A 16281-nucleotide genomic window follows, 5' to 3' on the forward strand; every position below is an offset into this window, starting at 1 on the left:
TAGAGTGTCCGTAGCCGAGAAAGTCCGACATGGACGGCTGCGGGATTGATCATGCATCCGCAAACCTGACCCCTAGTTCACCCCAGGCTCGACACTCTGACAAAACAACAAATCCTCACGTACCTGAGCAAAATGGGCATTTTTTACAAAAACTTTAAGCTGCGGGCGCTTGAGGATGAAGTCGGCAGGCATGAAAAAGGCGCCAGCCCGGAGCGGGGTGGCGCCTTTTCATACCGTTTCAGCCTTAGAAGATGCTGATCGGGTATTCCACGAACAGACGGTATTCGTTACCACCGTGGTTGTAATCCTGAACGCTGTTGTCGACCCGCAGGAACGAGCTGCGCGCACGCAGTTTCAGGTTCTTGGCAACACCGCTCTGCACCACGTATTGCAGCTGGTTGAAGAGCTCGCGCTCGGAACCATCGCCGTTGTCGGTGTGGATGTTGTCACCGCGCACGTAGGCGACTTTGTAGGTCAGGCCAGGCATGCCGAAGGTGCTGAAGTCCAGACCGTAAGCCACTTGCCAGGAGCGCTCGTCTTCACCGTTGAAGTCCGACCAGTAGGAGTTGCTCAGGTAGATGGAGTTGCCACCGTTACCCACGCCGCCGTTGTTCTGGTAGCCACCGTACGGGTAGCCGGCGTTGCCGCTGCTGCGCTGGTGAGCCAGGGTGAACGAGTGCGGGCCAGTGGCGTAAGTGGCGGCCAGGCTCCAGATCCGGTTGGTGTCGCCACCTTGAGTGGCGGCGAAGTCGCGGTACAGGTCAGTCCGGTAGCCGTTGAAGTCCAGCGTCAGGGATTGATCCTTGGACAGCGGCTGTACGTAGGTCAGGCCCAGGTACTGCTGCTTGTAGATGTCCTGCACGTTCATGCCATACAACGAGCCCTTGAGTTGGTCGTTGAAGGTGTAGCTGCCGCCCAGTACGTCGATCTGCTTCAGACCACCGCTGTCACGACCGGTCGCGCTCTTGCGCGCTTCTTCGGTGAAGTGACCGGCGTTGATTTCCAGACCCTTGATCTCCTTGGAGGTGATCATGGTGCCGGTGTAGCTTTCTGGCAGCAGACGCGAGTCGTCGTATTGCAGCAGCGGCAGGGACGGCATCATGTCGCCGTATTTCAGCACGGTGTTGGACACGCGGAACTTGATCGCAGCACCGGCACGGGACAGGTCGCGCGCGGCGTCGCCGTTGCTGTCCTGCTTGAAGAAGTCGATGCCACCGGCGCCGCTTTTACCCTTGCCGCCGTCCAGACGCAGCGCGTACAGACCGAATGCATCGAGGCCGACGCCCACGGTGCCCTGGGTGAAACCCGAGCTGAAGGTACCGATGAAGGCCTGGCCCCATTCGGCCTTGTCCTTCTCGGTGCTCGGCCGGTTCTTGTAGTCACGGTTGATGTAGGCGTTACGCAGCAGTACGTTGGCGGTGCTGTCGGCAACGAATCCCTTCGAGTCGGATTGCTCGCTGGCGACGGCCTGAGTGGCCGCCATGATGCCCAGTGCAACCAGGCAGATCCTTGTGTTGAACATGTGTGTGTCCCTATTTTGATATTTTTTTATACGCCTGCGGCAACCTCGTGGGTCTGCCCTGCCGCGCCCGTTTTTACCGATGCCCTCCCAGGCACGTCGCCGTATCGAAAACGACGAAGCTCGCCACAGGGCGAGCTGAAAAACCAGCGCCAATGGCAAGGGCCAAAGGCGAGGCGGGCATCCTAGCGATGGGTCGGGGGGGTGTCAATTTGCGGCAGGGCTACTACGCAGGGGATGAATTACCTGATGTAACAGTCAACATCGGATGCCGGCCGCGACGCGGGAAGTGCGCGCCGCCTCTAGTTTGAGCGGCAGGTGGCGGCCAGCAAGGCGTCCAGCTCATCATCGGTGAGCAAGCCGACAGGGTAACGTTCGGCCATTTGCTGGCGCCGGTTATGACCGCTCGTTTGGTCCTCATTACCATTACGTCTTAGCCAGTGCGCCAGCAGCTGCATGGCCTCGCCATTGAGGACGGAAGATCGCGCCACGGTCATATCGCTTGGGTTCATAAAGTCACTCTCCCAGATAGAGTGGCCAAAATACGGGGGCTTCATGACAGAACCGCGACGGGTTCCAACATGAATCTTGAATCAGGAGGAATACAAAAGCTGTGCCAGCGCCGCCCCAGGTAGCACCGCGAATACAAAAAAGCCCGCCACGGCGAACCGTGGCGGGCTGATCGAGCGGTCAGCTTCAGACGCGGGCGGGGGCTGGCTGCTGCTGGGTCAGGCAGTGGATATTGCCACCGCCCAGCAACAGTTCGCGGCCAGGCACCATTACCACTTCATGCTCCGGAAACAGCTGCTGCAGCAGGGCGCGAGCGGTTTCGTCGAGAGGGTCGTCGAAGCTCGGGGCAATGATTGCGCCATTGATGATCAGGAAGTTCACGTAGGAGCCAGCGAGCCGCACGCTGGGGTTGCGCTCCTGCGTTCCGGCCACCAGGTCGACGCCAGCGCACTCTTCTTCAGTGGCATACAGCGGGCCCGGAATCGGCATCTTGTGCACTGTAATGGAGCGGCCTTTGGCGTCCTTGCTGGCCTGCAGCACCTTCATGGCTGCCTGGCAGCGCGGGTAGTTGGGGTCCTGGGGATCGTCGGTCCAGGCCAGTAACACTTCACCGGGGCGCACGTAACAGCAGAAGTTGTCCACATGGCCGTCGGTTTCGTCGTTGTACAAGCCGTCGGGCAGCCAGATGATCTTGTCCACCGCCAGGTGCTCGGACAACACCGCTTCGATCTGCTCGCGCGTCAGGTGCGGGTTGCGATTGCGGTTGAGCAGGCATTCCTCGGTGGTCACCAGGGTGCCTTCGCCGTCGACATGGATGGAGCCGCCTTCGAGCACGAAGCCTTCGGTGACATAGCGCGGGCAGCGCTCGATTTCCATGACCTTGCTGGCCAGTTGCTCATCGCGGTTCCACGGGCTGTACAAGCCGCCGTCGAAGCCGCCCCAGGCGTTGAATGCCCAGTCGACGCCACGCACTTCGCCGCTGTCGTTGATGACGAAGGTTGGACCGGTATCGCGCATCCAGGCGTCGTCGTTGCTGATTTCGACCACGCGGATGTTCGGCACGTCGAGGCGCGCGCGGGCGTTGTCGTACTGCGCCGCACTGACCGCCACGGTCACCGGCTCGAAGCGCGCGATGGCCTTGGCCAGCGCCACATGGGCAGCCTGCACCGGCTTGCCGCCCAGGCGCCAGTTGTCCGGGCGCTCGGGCCAGATCATCCAGACTTGGGTCTGCGGGGCCCATTCAGCGGGCATGTGAAAGCCATCGGCGCGGGGCGTGCTGGTAAGCGTGGTCATGGCGGGCGAAATCTCCAGCGAAGGGTTGAGCAAATAATAGCCACCTTATAACCGATAAATATCGGCTTTGACACCCGGCTGTAGCGAGGGGGCTTGCCCCCGAAAAATATACAGCCGATCAAAATCTTGAGTATTTTCGCTATTTTCGGGGGCAAGCCCCCTCGCTACAGTCCTTCTGACAACACTTGCGCCACGCAGTCCACAAAGAAGTCGACACTTTGTCGGGTGGTGCACATTGGCGGTTTGATCTTGAGGATATTCAGATAATCCCCGGTCGGCTGCATGAAAATCCCCAGATCGAGCAGGCGATCGCACAGTGCGGCCGTCTCCAGCGTGGCGGGCTCCAGCGTCTGGCGGTCACGCACCAGCTCCAGCCCAAGATAGAAACCCGAGCCGTGCACCGCCCCCACCAGCGGATGATCATCGATCAGCGCTTGCAGCCGCGCCTTGAAATGCCTGCCGACGTCCCGGGCGTTATCCCAGAGTCGCTCCTGCTCCATGACGTCGAGCACCGCCAGGCCGATGCGGCAACTGACCGGGCTGCCGCCGGCCGAAGAAAAAAAGTACCCCTCGGCCTCCAGCGCCTCGGCAATGTCCCGGCGGGTGATCACCGCGCCGAGGGGGTGGCCGTTGCCCATGCCCTTGGCCATGGTGATGATATCGGGCACCACGCCCTGTTCTTCGAACCCCCAGAAATGCTCACCGAGCCGGCCATAGCCGACTTGCACTTCATCGGCGATGCACACGCCGCCCAAGGCGCGCACCTTGGCATAGACCTGTTGCAGATAGCCGGGCGGCAGCGCGATACCGCCGGCGTTGCCGTATACAGGCTCGCAGATGAACCCCGCCACCTGGCGGCCTTGGGCGCTGAGCTTGGCCAGGGTGGCGTCGACATCGGCAACATAGGCCGCGGCGCTCTGCGGGCCGCGCCATGTGCCGCGATAGGTGTTGGGCGCAGTGACCGGATGCACCCAATCCGGCCGCGTGCTCAAGGCCTGGGGGTTGTCGGCAATCGAGGTCGAGATGGCATCGGTGGCAACCGACCAGCCGTGATAGGCCTCCAGCACGCTGAGCATGTCGCGTCCGCCACTGGCGGCCCAGGCCAGGCGAATGGCCAGATCGTTGGCCTCGGTGCCGCTGTTGACCAGAAACACCCGATCCATCCCCGATGGCGCCAGTGCCAGCAGACGCTCGGAAAACTCGGCGATGGCGGCGTAGTGAAAACGCGAGTTGGTATTGAGCAATGACCATTGCCGCGCCGCCTCGCTGGCCATGCGCGGGTGCCCATGGCCGAGCACCGCGACATTGTTGAGCATGTCCAGGTACGAGCGGCCCTGCATGTCGATCAGATGGTTGCGCCAGCCACGCTCGATGTGCGGTGGCGCCTGGTAATAGTGCTTTTGCGAGCGCGCGAAGCTGGCGTCGCGGCGCTGCAGCAGCTGCGCGGCGTCCACTGCGGGCGGTGCGTCGCAATCGAACCCCAGCAGCGCCTTGGGCGAAGGACAAAGAGCCTGCCAGGCGCTGGCCCGCAGGGCGGTGGTGAACAACGGTGGGGTAACCCAGGCCATGCGGCACAGCTGCACGCGCAACACGCCGTCGGTCCGGCCCAGGAACTGCCCTTGGGCAACACCGCGATTGGCCGCCGCTTCGCCGGCCGATATCTGCACACCCGAGAGGTACAGACTCGCACCGTCGCCCACCAGTCGCAGCCCGTCGGGCACGGCCTCCAGCACGCCACAGAAAGGCGCATGCACGACGCTGTCCAAGGGCAGGTGCAACTCCACATGCAGCGCGCAGCTGGCCGGCGCCAAGGCGCAATCGATACGCGTCAGGGACAACCGATATTCACCATACAGCGAGCTGGCGCAGCCATGGCTGCCCGCCTGCTCGGCGAGAATCTGCCGGTCGATCAGCGGCGCTTCCCAGTTGCCGGCTTCGAACCAAGGGCTGAGTACGCCCAGATCGACCCGGCGCACGCTTTCAGCATCGAGCTCAGGCAGCAGCGCGGACATCGCCAGGGGCGCCGGCCATACCGGCTCCAGGCCGGCACATTGCTGGATGGCGACTTCCATCAGCTCGAAGGGCACCGAAGTGGCGACGTCGAATATTTCCCATTCATGGGCGAGATTGGCGCGGATATAGGCATTCTCGGGGTCGACCTGCAGCTGCTGCTCGCTGCTCACCACCAACACCGCCGCGCGGGCCACGATCATCGGCCACAGCGCGCGCAGCTCCTCGACCTGCAGGGGGTTGGCGGCGTGGTACGCGGCAATGGCCGGCAGCAGCGCGAATGGCTCACCGCCGACATGATGCAACAGCGCCGCGCACGTCACCGACAGGTCGGCGATACGCCAGGTACGCAGCACATCGCCGAAGTCAATGATGCCCCGCAGTTGCCATTGGCGCTGCGCGTCGCGCTGCCACAGGGTGTTGTCATCGGTGATGTCCAGGTGCACCGCCTGTACCGGCAGGCTGGCCAGCAGCGGTTGCAGATGTTGCGCCGCCTGATCATTGGCCAGGGCCACCCGGGCACGGCGCACCGGGTCGGTGAGGACTGGCAGCAAGTGGCTGATCAGCGATTGCGCATGGCGCGGGTCCCACTGCAGGGTGCGCTGGAGGCCCGGATGCTGGAAGTCCGCCAGGCCGATATCGACCTCGGCGCAGGCTCGCCCCAGTCGCGCAAACTGCAACGGGCCGAGGTGGGCCTGAGCGGTCAGCGGGCTGCCGTCCATATAGTCCAGCAGGCGCGCCCGCAGCGGTTGCCCGCCTACACTGAGGGACAGCAGCGACTCGCCGTTCAAGGCGGCGACCACACCGGGCACCTGCAGCCCGAGCTCGGCCAGACGGGCCAAGGCTTCATGCTGGGCCAGCAGCTCGTCGACGGCGTAGCTGCCATGACAGATTTTCAGCACGTAACGCTTCGCGGCCCCGTCGGCGGCCAGGGTCTCGACTCGAAAATTGACATCCTGCTGACTGCCCAGGCGCTCGACGCTGGCGCTCATGCCGTAATGCTCGTGCAGCAGGCGCCGCGCCTGTTCGGGATCGACCTGCGGCGCCGGCAAACCGGAACGTTGCATCAGCGTAGTGAGCGGCATGGCGTGACCTCGGCGATTTTCAGGCGCCAATATCGCCGTGGGCGGGCGCGCGGCGCAAGCCCGACAGTGACTGGACCGGCATAAATGTCAATTTGCAATCAGGGAACCTTGCCATTGCAGTTTGAGACGATTGCCGCTTGCACCGCTTTGTCATTGCCCACAATCTATGCGGCAAATGGCTTGCAGCCGGTTAAGGATAAAGGCGATTACATGCGAATTCTGGTTACAGGCGGTGCCGGCTTCATTGGGTCAGCCCTTGTGCGCCACCTGATCAGCAACACCGAACACGAAGTGCTCAACCTCGACAAACTCACCTATGCCGGCAATCTCGAGTCCCTGACCGCCATTGCCAGCAACAGCCGCTACGAGTTCGTGCAGGCCGACATCGCCGACCAGGCGAGCGTCAGCGCCGTACTCAAGCGTTTCGCCCCCCATGCGATCATGCACCTGGCGGCCGAGTCCCATGTCGATCGCTCCATCGACGGCCCGTCGGACTTCATCCAGACCAACATCGTCGGCACCTACAGCCTGCTGGAGGCCACCCGCGCCTACTGGCAGACGCTGCCGGCCGCCGAGCGCGAGGCGTTTCGCTTCCACCACATCTCTACCGACGAGGTGTATGGCGACCTGCACGGCGTCGACGACCTGTTCCTCGAGACCACCCCGTACGCGCCCAGCTCGCCCTACTCGGCCAGCAAGGCGGCGTCCGACCACCTGGTCCGGGCCTGGCAGCGCACCTACGGGCTGCCGGTGCTGGTCACCAACTGCTCGAACAACTACGGCCCGTACCACTTCCCGGAAAAACTCATTCCGCTGGTGATCCTCAATGCCCTGGCCGGCAAGCCGCTGCCTGTCTACGGCGACGGCCTGCAAGTGCGCGACTGGCTGTACGTCGAAGATCACGCCCGGGCGTTGTTCAAGGTCGTCACCGAGGGCGTGGTCGGCGAGACGTACAACATCGGCGGTCACAACGAGCAGAAGAACATCGACGTGGTGCGCAGCATCTGCGCCCTGCTCGAAGAACTGGCGCCTCAACGCCCGGCGGGCGTAGCCAATTACGCCGACCTGATCACCTTCGTCAAGGACCGCCCCGGCCACGACCTGCGCTACGCCATCGATGCCGGCAAGATCGAACGGGAACTAGGCTGGGTGCCGGAAGAAACCTTCCAGAGCGGCCTGCGCAAGACCGTGCAGTGGTACCTCGACAACCTCGAATGGTGCCGCCGCGTCCAGGATGGCAGCTATCAGGGCCAACGCCTGGGCATGACTGAACACAAGGATCTGCTCGCATGATCAAAGGTATCGTTCTGGCGGGTGGCTCCGGCACCCGCCTGCACCCCATCACCCTGGGGGTCTCCAAGCAGCTGCTGCCGATCTACGACAAGCCGATGATCTACTACCCGATCTCGGTATTGATGCTGGCCGGTATCCGCGAAATCCTGCTGATTTCCACCCCGGTCGATCTGCCGCAATACCGCCAGTTGCTGGGCGACGGCAGCCAGTTCGGGATCAGCATCCAGTACGCAGAGCAACCCGCGCCGGATGGCCTGGCTCAGGCGTTCCTGATCGGTGAGGCATTCATCGGCAACGATCCGGTGTGCCTGATCCTCGGCGACAACATCTTCCACGGCCAGCACTTCAGCGATCAGCTCCAACGCGCGGCAACTGCCGATAAGGGCGCCACGGTATTCGGTTACTGGGTCAAGGATCCTGAGCGCTTCGGCGTCATCGACTTCGATGAAGACGGCCGCGCGCTGTCGATCGAGGAAAAACCCGCCCAGCCGAAATCCAGCTATGCCGTGACCGGCCTGTATTTCTACGACAACGACGTGGTCGAGATCGCCAAGGCGGTCAAGCCGTCGCCTCGGGGCGAGCTGGAAATCACCGACGTCAACAACGCCTACCTGCAACGCGGCGATCTGCGCGTCGAACGCTTCGGACGCGGCTTCGCCTGGCTCGACACCGGCACCCACGACAGCCTGCTCGAAGCGTCCCAGTACGTACAGACGATCGAGCACCGTCAGGGCCTGAAAGTCGCCTGCCTGGAAGAAATCGCCTACCAGAACGGCTGGATCGACCGTGAACAACTGCTGGTGCGCGCCAAGGCGTTCGGCAAGACGGGCTACGGCCAATACCTGTTCGCCCTGGCCGGAGAGAAGCGATGAAAGCCATTGCGTGCGAAATCCCCGACGTCTTTATCATCGAGCCCAGGATCTTTGGCGATGATCGCGGGTTTTTCTACGAAAGCTACAATGCCGCGGCCTTTCGGGAAGCGACCGGTGTCGACGTCGAGTTCGTGCAGGACAACCACTCACGCTCGCAAAAGGGCGTGCTGCGCGGCCTGCATTATCAGATCGAAAATCCCCAAGGCAAACTGGTGCGCGTGACTCAGGGCAGCGTGCTCGACATCGCCGTGGATATCCGCCGTGCATCGAAGACGTTCGGCCAATGGGTGGGCGTCGAGCTGTCGGCGGAGAACTTCCGCCAACTGTGGATTCCAGCAGGTTTCGCCCATGGCTTCGTGGTACTCAGCGACACCGCCGAGTTCCTCTACAAGACTACCGACTACTACACGCCGAGTGCCGAGCGCTGCATCCGCTGGGATGACCCGACGTTGAACATCGATTGGCAACTGAGCCAGGCGCCGCAACTGTCGGCCAAGGATCAGGCCGGCATGTTGTTGAAGGATGCCGAGCTGTTCGCCTGAGCCTGCCTGCGTGACCGTCGGGTGCCTTGGCGCCCGGCAGTAGCGCATAATGCGTCGTCAGTTTTCGGCGTATCCGGCTTTCCATGAACAAGACCCCTATTCTCCCGCGCCGCCCTCGCTGGCGCAGCCTGGCGATCCTGGCGATCTGCCTGGCGCCGCTGCTGTGGCCGTTGCAACGCCTGGCCGAGCGCTACTATGGCAGCGAACTCGCCAGCCAGAATCGCCAGACTCTCGACCTCTACGTGGCCAACCTGCTGGGCACCCTGCACCGCTACGAAACGCTGCCGCAGATCCTCGGCGACCTGCCCGCACTGCGCCAGACCCTCGCTGCCCCGGCGTCGGCGACCACGGTGGACAACGCCAACCACCTGCTCAAGGCCATCGCGCGCCAGACCGGCGCCGAAGTGATGTACCTCATGGACGCCAACGGCCTGACGCTGGCCGCCTCCAACTGGGATCACAAGGACAGTTTCATCGCCCGCAACTTCTCCTTTCGTCCGTATTTCCGGGATGCGCTGGCCGGGCAGATGGGTCGATTCTTCGGCCTGGGCACCACCTCGGCCAAACGCGGCTACTTTTTCGCCGCGCCCGTGCGCGAAGGCAACCAGGTGATCGGCGTGTTCGTGGTCAAGGTCGATCTGGACCACACCGAAACCCTCTGGGGCAATACCCCCGAGCAACTGCTGCTGACCGACAACAACGGCGTGGTCATCCTCACTTCGCGGCCCGACTGGCGCTTCAAGGCCACCCGCACGCTCAGCGACGCCGAGCGCCAGAGCATCGCCGAGGTACAACCCTACCCAACCCGCGAACCGCAGCCGCTGCACCTGGACAACGGTGCCTGGGTCACCCAGACCCAGAGCATCGGCGAGACCGGCTGGAACGTCAGCATCCTCGCCCCCCGCACCTTGATCGACCGCCCGGTGCGCACCGTGGTCGCCGTCGGCGGCGCCACCCTGCTGGTGCTGATGTTGTTGCTGGGCCTGATGATGCAGCGCCGGCGTCACTACCTGGACCGCATCAACTTCGACACCAAGGCCCGCCACGAGCTGGAGAAACGCGTGATCGAGCGGACCAGCGCGCTGGAAGGCCTCAACAGCCGGCTGAAACAGGAAGTGCTGATCCGCGAGGAGGCCCAGCAAAACCTCGTGCAGGCTCAGGACGAGCTGGTTCAGGCCGGCAAGCTTTCGGTGCTGGGGACCATGTCGGCGAGCATCAGCCACGAGCTCAATCAACCGCTGGCGGCCATCCGCAGTTACGCCGAGAACGCCGAGGTGCTGCTCGACCATCAACGCACCGACGACGCCCGCGGCAACCTCAAGCTGATCAACGAATTGACCGGGCGCATGGCCTCGATCATCGCCCACCTGCGCGCCTTTGCCCGGCGCGACCATCACGCCCCGGAAAGCGTGGCCCTGCAGCCGGCACTGGACGATGCCCTGGCGCTGCTCGGCAAACGCCGCCGGGCCATGGCCGTGGAGCTGATCCGCGATGTGCCGGATGCCACCCTGTGGGTGCAGGCCGGCGAAACGCGCCTGCGCCAGATCCTCGGCAACCTGCTGGCCAACGCCCTCGATGCGCTGACCGAAAAGGCCAATCCGCGCTGCCTGTGGATCAGCGCCGAGCAAACCGCCGACGGCATCAACTTGAGCATTCGCGACAACGGCCCGGGTTTCAGCAGCGTCGCGCTGGCACGGGCGCGCGAACCCTTCTTCACCACCAAGACCCGCACCCAGGGCCTTGGCCTCGGGCTGGCGATCTGCGATACCCTGATCGGCGCCCTGGGCGGTGAGCTGGTGCTCGCCAATCATCCCCAGGGCGGCGCTCTGCTGACCCTGCGCCTGCGCGCCGCCGAACCGGGCGTCAATCTGCAACCACCGGAGGATCTCTCGGTATGAGCCATGAGCCGATCATCGACAGTCAGATCCAGGTGGTATTGATCGATGACGACAAACACCTGCGCCAGGCTCTGACCCAGACGCTCGACCTCGCCGGCCTGAAAATCGTGCCGTTGGCCGACGCCCGTGGTCTGGCCGAGCGCATCGAGCGTGACTGGCCCGGGGTGGTGGTCAGCGATATCCGCATGCCGGGCATCGACGGCCTGCAACTGCTCGAACAACTGCACGCCCAGGATGCCGAACAGCCGGTGTTGCTGATTACCGGTCACGGCGACGTGCCCTTGGCCGTGCAGGCCATGCGCGCCGGGGCTTACGACTTTCTGGAAAAACCCTTCGCCAGCGATGCGCTGCTCGACAGTGTGCGCCGTGCCCTGGCCCTGCGCCGGCTGGTGCTCGACAACCGCAGCCTGCGCCTGGCCTTGAGTGATCGCCAGGCACTGAGCACGCGGCTGGTGGGGCAATCGCCGTCGATGACTCGCCTGCGCGAGCAGATCGGCGCCCTGGCCGCGACCAAGGCCGATGTGTTGATCCTCGGCGAAACCGGCGCCGGCAAGGAAGTGGTCGCCCGCGCCCTGCACGACCTGTCGAACCGCCGCGCTGGGCCCTTCGTGGCCATCAACGCCGGGGCGCTGGCCGAGTCGGTGGTCGAGAGCGAACTGTTCGGCCACGAACCTGGAGCCTTTACCGGCGCGCAGAAGCGCCGTATCGGCAAGTTCGAGTTCGCCAACGGCGGCACCTTGTTCCTCGATGAAATCGAAAGCATGAGCCTCGATGTGCAGGTCAAGCTCCTGCGCCTGCTGCAGGAGCGGGTGGTCGAGCGCCTGGGGGGCAATCAGCAGATTCGGCTCGACATCCGCGTGATAGCCGCCACCAAGGAGGACTTGCGTCACGCCGCCGATCAAGGGCGCTTCCGCGCCGACCTGTACTATCGCCTGAACGTCGCCAACCTGCGCATTCCGCCACTGCGCGAGCGTGGCGAGGACGTGCTGATGCTGTTCCAGCACTACGCCGATGCCGCCAGCGACCGCCATGGCCTGCTGCCGCACTCTCTGGGCCCGGGCCAGCGCGCACTGTTGTTGCGCCACGGCTGGCCGGGCAATGTTCGCGAGTTGCAGAACGCTGCCGAACGTTTCGCCCTGGGCCTCGAGCTGGAGCTCGACGTGCCGGCGCATGAACCGCCCGGCAATGCCCCGAGCGTTATCCAGGGTGGGCTAGGCGAGCAGGTCGAGCACTTCGAGCGCGCGCTGATCGCCGCCGAGATGGCGCGACACCACACTTCCATGCGCAGCCTGGCCGAAGCCCTGGGCCTGCCGCGCAAGACGCTGCATGACAAATTGCGCAAACACGGTCTGATTTTCGCCAGCGGTGAAGATTCCGACTCATGAGCCAGGAACCCTTGATGAACGCCGTCGAATACCTGCAGCAGGTGCTGCACCACGATATCCCGCTGACCGCCCAGATGCAGATGGAGGTGCTGAGCTGGCAAGCGCAGGTATTGCGCCTGCGGCTGCCGCTGGCGCCTAACGTCAACCACAAGAACACCATGTTCGGCGGCAGCCTGTACTGCGGCGCGGTGCTGGTGGGCTGGGGCTGGCTATACCTGAGCCTGCGCGATGCCGGCATCGAGGACGGCCATATCGTCATCCAGGAAGGGCAGATCAGTTATCCACAGGCGGTGCGCGGGGCTGGCATCGCCCACTGCGAAATGCCGGAAGCGGCAGTCTGGCAGCGCTTCATCACCACCTACCAGCGCCGCGGCCGGGCGCGGATCACTCTGGAAACGCGGATCAGCAATGAGGGGAGCGACGAGGATGCTGTACGGTTCAGCGGGCAATATGTGCTGCACCGCTGAACAATCAGGCTGAAACGACCGGCCCCTTCGCGAGCAAGCTTCGCTCCCACAGTTCAAACCGGGCCTGAGCTGTACACCTGTGGGAGCCCAGCTTGCTGGCGAAGGGGCCGGCACGGTTTGCGCAGGACCATAGATTCTCACAGCCACACACCTGTGGGAGCAGGGCTTGCCCGCGAAAGCGCCCGCAAGCGCACCGATCAACTCAAAGATGTTTAAGCAGAGCTCCACGCCAAGGCGCCGCCGCGGGCAAGGCCATGAAGAACGGATTCAGCAGTGATTCCCGCGCCGGATAGCGGAACGGCGAGCCGTCGACTTCCAGCACTTCACCGCCCGCCCCTTCCAGCACCCCTTGCGCCGCCGCGGTATCCCACTGCGAGGTCGGCGCCAGGCGCGGGTAGCAATCCGCAGCCCCCTCGGCCAGCAGGCAGAATTTCAGCGAGCTACCGATATTGGCCAGTTCCAGCGCGCCCATGTCCGCCTTCAACCCTTCCAGCAAGCGCTCCTGCTCGGGGCTCGAATGACGGCGGCTGGCGACCACCACCAACGGGCTGCCCGCCGGTGGCTGGTTACGTACGGTAATGGCCTTGCTCTCGCCATCCTTGTCGCTACGCCACGCACCCAGCCCGGCGCCACCGCTGTAGCAGCGGCCATTGGTGGGCATCGACACCACGCCGAACACGATCCGCCCCTGCTCTACCAAGGCGATATTGACGGTGAACTCTTCGCTGCCGCTGATGAACTCCTTGGTGCCGTCCAGCGGATCGACCAACCACCAGCGCTGCCAGCCCTGACGCACGCTCAGCGGGATATCGGCGTCCTCTTCCGAGAGAATCGGGATATCCGGCGCCAGCGCCTTCAACCCGGCGACGATGACATGGTGAGCCGCCAGGTCCGCCGCCGTGACCGGCGAATCATCAGCCTTGGCTTTCACTTCGACGCCCGCGCGCCAGAACGGCAGAATCGCTTCGCCAGCGCGGTGGGCCAGGGCGATGACGCCCGCCAGCAGTGGATGGGCGTGTTGAGGCGCGAGGGCATGGCTCATGGCTGGAAGCTGCCCCGCTGAGTCAGCAGATCCCGCGCCAGATACAACGCCGCCAGCGCCCGCCCCTCGGAGAATTGCGGGTGCTGAGCCAGGCTCGCCAGCTCGCGCAGATTGACCCGATCGACGCGCATCGGCTCAGGCTCGTCGCCTTCGAGGCGCTCCTCATAGAGGTCGGAGGCCAGCACCACCTGGATTTTCTGGCTCATGTAGCCCGGCGACAAAGACAGCTCGGTGAGATGCTCCAATTGCCGCGCGCCGTAGCCGGCCTCTTCCTTGAGTTCACGATTGGCCGCCGCCAGCACGTCTTCGCCCGGCTCGATCAAGCCTTTGGGCAAGGACAGCTCGTATTCGTCGGTACCGCCGCAGTATTCCTCGATCAGCAAGGCATGGTCGCTGTCGATCATCGCCACGATCATCACTGCGCCATGGCCGGTGCCACGCCCGACCAGACGTTCGTAGGTGCGCTCGACGCCGTTGCTGAACCTCAATTCCACCTGTTCAACACGGAATAGACGGCTACTGGCGACGATCTCGCGGGAAAGGGCGATAGGTTTCTGGCGCATGGGGGCGGCTCCTGAGCGTGAACGGGTTACTATACCGTGGCTTTTGCCTGCAAAGGCCATCGAACCAATCCATTGCCCGAGAATCTTTATGGCTCCCCTCGCCTGGCATGACATCGACACCGTGCTGCTCGACATGGACGGCACCCTGCTCGATCTGCACTACGACAATCATTTCTGGATGGAGCACCTGCCCCAGCGCTATGCCGAGCTGCATGGCGTCAGCCGCGCCATGGCCGAGCTGGAAATCCATCCGTTGTTCGAGCGCAATGCCGGCAAGCTGACGTGGTACTGCCTGGATCACTGGAGTGCCGAGCTGAATCTGTCGGTCAAAGAGCTCAAAGTCGAGACCGCGCATTTGATCGCTCTGCGGCCCGATGCCGATACCTTTCTGGCCGCAGTGCGCGATGCCGGCAAACGGGTGATCCTGATCACCAATGCCCACCGCGACTCACTGTCGCTGAAAATGGAGCGCATCGAGCTGGCGCCTTATTTCGAGCGCCTGATCAGCTCCCACGACTACGGCTATCCCAAGGAAACCCAGCAGTTCTGGGATGCGCTGCAGGCCGATATCGCCTTCGACCCGGCGCGCAGCCTGTTCATCGATGACACCTTGCCGATCCTGCGCAGTGCCCGCGCATTCGGGGTCGGGCACCTGCTGGCGGTGCGCGAGCCCGACAGCAAGAAAGGCCCCAAGGACACTGAGGAATTCGATGCGGTGGAAGATTACCGCGAGCTGATCAAAGGCCTTTGACCCGGTAGCGGGGGGGCTTGCCCCCAAAAAAAGCCAGGCCGAGTCGATATGGCCAACATGCTCGGCACGGCCAGATGCCGCAATCGGGGGCAAGCCCCCTCGCTACAGAGTGAAAACATGGACATAAAACAACTCAAGTTCCTCATCGCCCTCGACGAAACCCGGCATTTCGGCCAGGCCGCTGCGCGCTGTCACATCACCCAGCCAACCCTGTCGATGCGCCTGCGCAACCTCGAAGATGAGCTGGAGTTGCAACTGGTCAACCGCGGCCAGCGCTTCGAGGGCTTCACCGCCCCCGGCGAACGGGTGCTGGCCTGGGCGCGCACGGTGCTGGCGGCCTACGACGGGCTGCAGGCCGAGGCGGCGGCCTGTCGCGGGCACCTGGTGGGCACTTTGCGCCTGGGCGTGGTGCCCTTGTCGAGTTTCGATCCGCTGCCGCTGCTGCATCGCTTGCACGACCAGCATCCCAATCTGCGCTTCGAACTCAGCGCCTTGAGCTCCGAGCAGATCCTCGAACAGCTTGCCAGCAACCAGCTCGATATCGGCGTGTCCTATCTGGAGCGACTCGACGCCGAGCGCTTCGAGTCCCTGGCGCTGGACGAAACCCGCATGGGCCTGCTTTACGATCAGCGCCACTTCGACTTCGGCGATGCGCCCCTGAGCTGGGAGGCCCTGGCGCAGTTGCCGCTGGCGGCGCTCACCAGCGGCATGCATTTTCGCCAGTCCATGGATCACAACTTCCATAGCCGCGGCCTGAATCCGTCGTTTCTGCTGCAAACCGATGCCGTTCATCAGTTGCTGCAAGCCGTGCATGGTGGACTTTGCTGTGCGGTGATGCCGCTCAATGGCGGCCTTGATGCCCTGACCGAGCACCTGCGCCTGCAACCCATCGCCGAAGCCCATACCCTCGCCGGCCTGGGCTTGATCATGCGCCGCAGCGCGCCACGCTCGGCGCTGGCAGAGGCCTGTTTTACGCTGTGTCGAGAAATGTCCTGAATCGCGAAGCAGCGAGCAGGTTCGCCTGGGATTCGATGCGTGAAGCACGGCACGC

14 protein-coding genes are annotated in these 16281 nt (G+C 63.8%); 8 read left to right on the forward strand and 6 right to left on the reverse strand.

All coding sequences use genetic code 11. From position 1 onward, the window contains the following. Nucleotides 1-244: 244 nt before the first annotated feature. From AC3WJP_RS11390 to AC3WJP_RS11405, 4 genes are all read right to left on the reverse strand, one after another. Complete coding sequence (locus AC3WJP_RS11390; protein ID WP_493721579.1) at nt 245-1522, reverse strand: OprD family porin; 1278 nt, start codon at nt 1520-1522, stop codon at nt 245-247. A 299-nt stretch (nt 1523-1821) separates the two neighbouring features. Beyond that, the gene (locus tag AC3WJP_RS11395; protein WP_493721578.1) at nt 1822-2031 is read right to left on the reverse strand and encodes a hypothetical protein; all 210 of its coding nucleotides are present in this window, start codon (nt 2029-2031) and stop codon (nt 1822-1824) included. Nucleotides 2032-2215: 184 nt separating this feature from the next. Next, entirely contained in the window at nt 2216-3322 is a 1107-nt protein-coding gene (gene aguA, locus AC3WJP_RS11400; RefSeq protein WP_493721577.1) for an agmatine deiminase, read from the reverse strand. 164 nt (nt 3323-3486) lie between these two features. After that, nucleotides 3487-6417: an aminotransferase gene (locus AC3WJP_RS11405; protein ID WP_493721576.1), complete on the reverse strand. Its 2931-nt coding sequence runs from the start codon at nt 6415-6417 to the stop codon at nt 3487-3489. Nucleotides 6418-6627: 210 nt separating this feature from the next. Between AC3WJP_RS11405 and rfbB the strand changes: the two genes are divergently transcribed. From rfbB to AC3WJP_RS11435, 6 genes are all read left to right on the forward strand, one after another. Beyond that, nucleotides 6628-7710, forward strand: a complete 1083-nt coding sequence (gene rfbB, locus AC3WJP_RS11410) for a dTDP-glucose 4,6-dehydratase (protein WP_493721575.1) — start codon at nt 6628-6630, stop codon at nt 7708-7710. Beyond that, entirely contained in the window at nt 7707-8582 is an 876-nt protein-coding gene (gene rfbA / locus AC3WJP_RS11415) for a glucose-1-phosphate thymidylyltransferase RfbA (protein WP_493721574.1), read from the forward strand. Before rfbB ends, rfbA begins: the two co-directional genes overlap by 4 nt. Beyond that, complete coding sequence (gene rfbC / locus AC3WJP_RS11420; RefSeq protein WP_493721573.1) at nt 8579-9124, forward strand: dTDP-4-dehydrorhamnose 3,5-epimerase; 546 nt, start codon at nt 8579-8581, stop codon at nt 9122-9124. The genes rfbA and rfbC overlap by 4 nt, the downstream gene beginning before the upstream one ends. 83 nt (nt 9125-9207) lie before the next feature. Next, nucleotides 9208-11022 carry a sensor histidine kinase gene (locus tag AC3WJP_RS11425; protein ID WP_493721572.1) on the forward strand — a complete coding sequence of 605 codons (1815 nt, stop codon included), beginning with the start codon at nt 9208-9210 and terminating at the stop codon, nt 11020-11022. Further along, complete coding sequence (locus AC3WJP_RS11430) at nt 11019-12407, forward strand: sigma-54-dependent transcriptional regulator (protein ID WP_493721571.1); 1389 nt, start codon at nt 11019-11021, stop codon at nt 12405-12407. Before AC3WJP_RS11425 ends, AC3WJP_RS11430 begins: the two co-directional genes overlap by 4 nt. Next, nucleotides 12404-12874 (forward strand): YiiD C-terminal domain-containing protein, encoded by a 471-nt coding sequence (locus AC3WJP_RS11435; RefSeq protein WP_493721570.1) that lies wholly within the window; start codon nt 12404-12406, stop codon nt 12872-12874. The genes AC3WJP_RS11430 and AC3WJP_RS11435 overlap by 4 nt, the downstream gene beginning before the upstream one ends. A 202-nt stretch (nt 12875-13076) precedes the next feature. Here the strand turns inward: AC3WJP_RS11435 and cysQ are convergent, their stop codons facing one another. Both cysQ and nudE read right to left on the reverse strand, forming a co-directional pair. Next, nucleotides 13077-13916, reverse strand: a complete 840-nt coding sequence (gene cysQ, locus AC3WJP_RS11440; RefSeq protein WP_493721569.1) for a 3'(2'),5'-bisphosphate nucleotidase CysQ — start codon at nt 13914-13916, stop codon at nt 13077-13079. Next, nucleotides 13913-14479 carry an ADP compounds hydrolase NudE gene (gene nudE, locus AC3WJP_RS11445; RefSeq protein WP_493721568.1) on the reverse strand — a complete coding sequence of 189 codons (567 nt, stop codon included), beginning with the start codon at nt 14477-14479 and terminating at the stop codon, nt 13913-13915. Before nudE ends, cysQ begins: the two co-directional genes overlap by 4 nt. A gap of 88 nt (nt 14480-14567) precedes the next feature. Between nudE and yrfG the strand changes: the two genes are divergently transcribed. Together yrfG and AC3WJP_RS11455 are read left to right on the forward strand one after the other, a co-directional pair. After that, complete coding sequence (gene yrfG, locus AC3WJP_RS11450; protein ID WP_493721567.1) at nt 14568-15230, forward strand: GMP/IMP nucleotidase; 663 nt, start codon at nt 14568-14570, stop codon at nt 15228-15230. A 117-nt stretch (nt 15231-15347) separates the two neighbouring features. Next, a complete protein-coding gene (locus AC3WJP_RS11455) occupies nt 15348-16226 on the forward strand; it encodes a LysR family transcriptional regulator (protein WP_493721566.1) in 879 nt (292 codons plus the stop codon). Nucleotides 16227-16281: the final 55 nt, after the last annotated feature.

The sequence above is a fragment of the Pseudomonas sp. GW821-FHT01A09 genome, assembly GCF_058986725.1.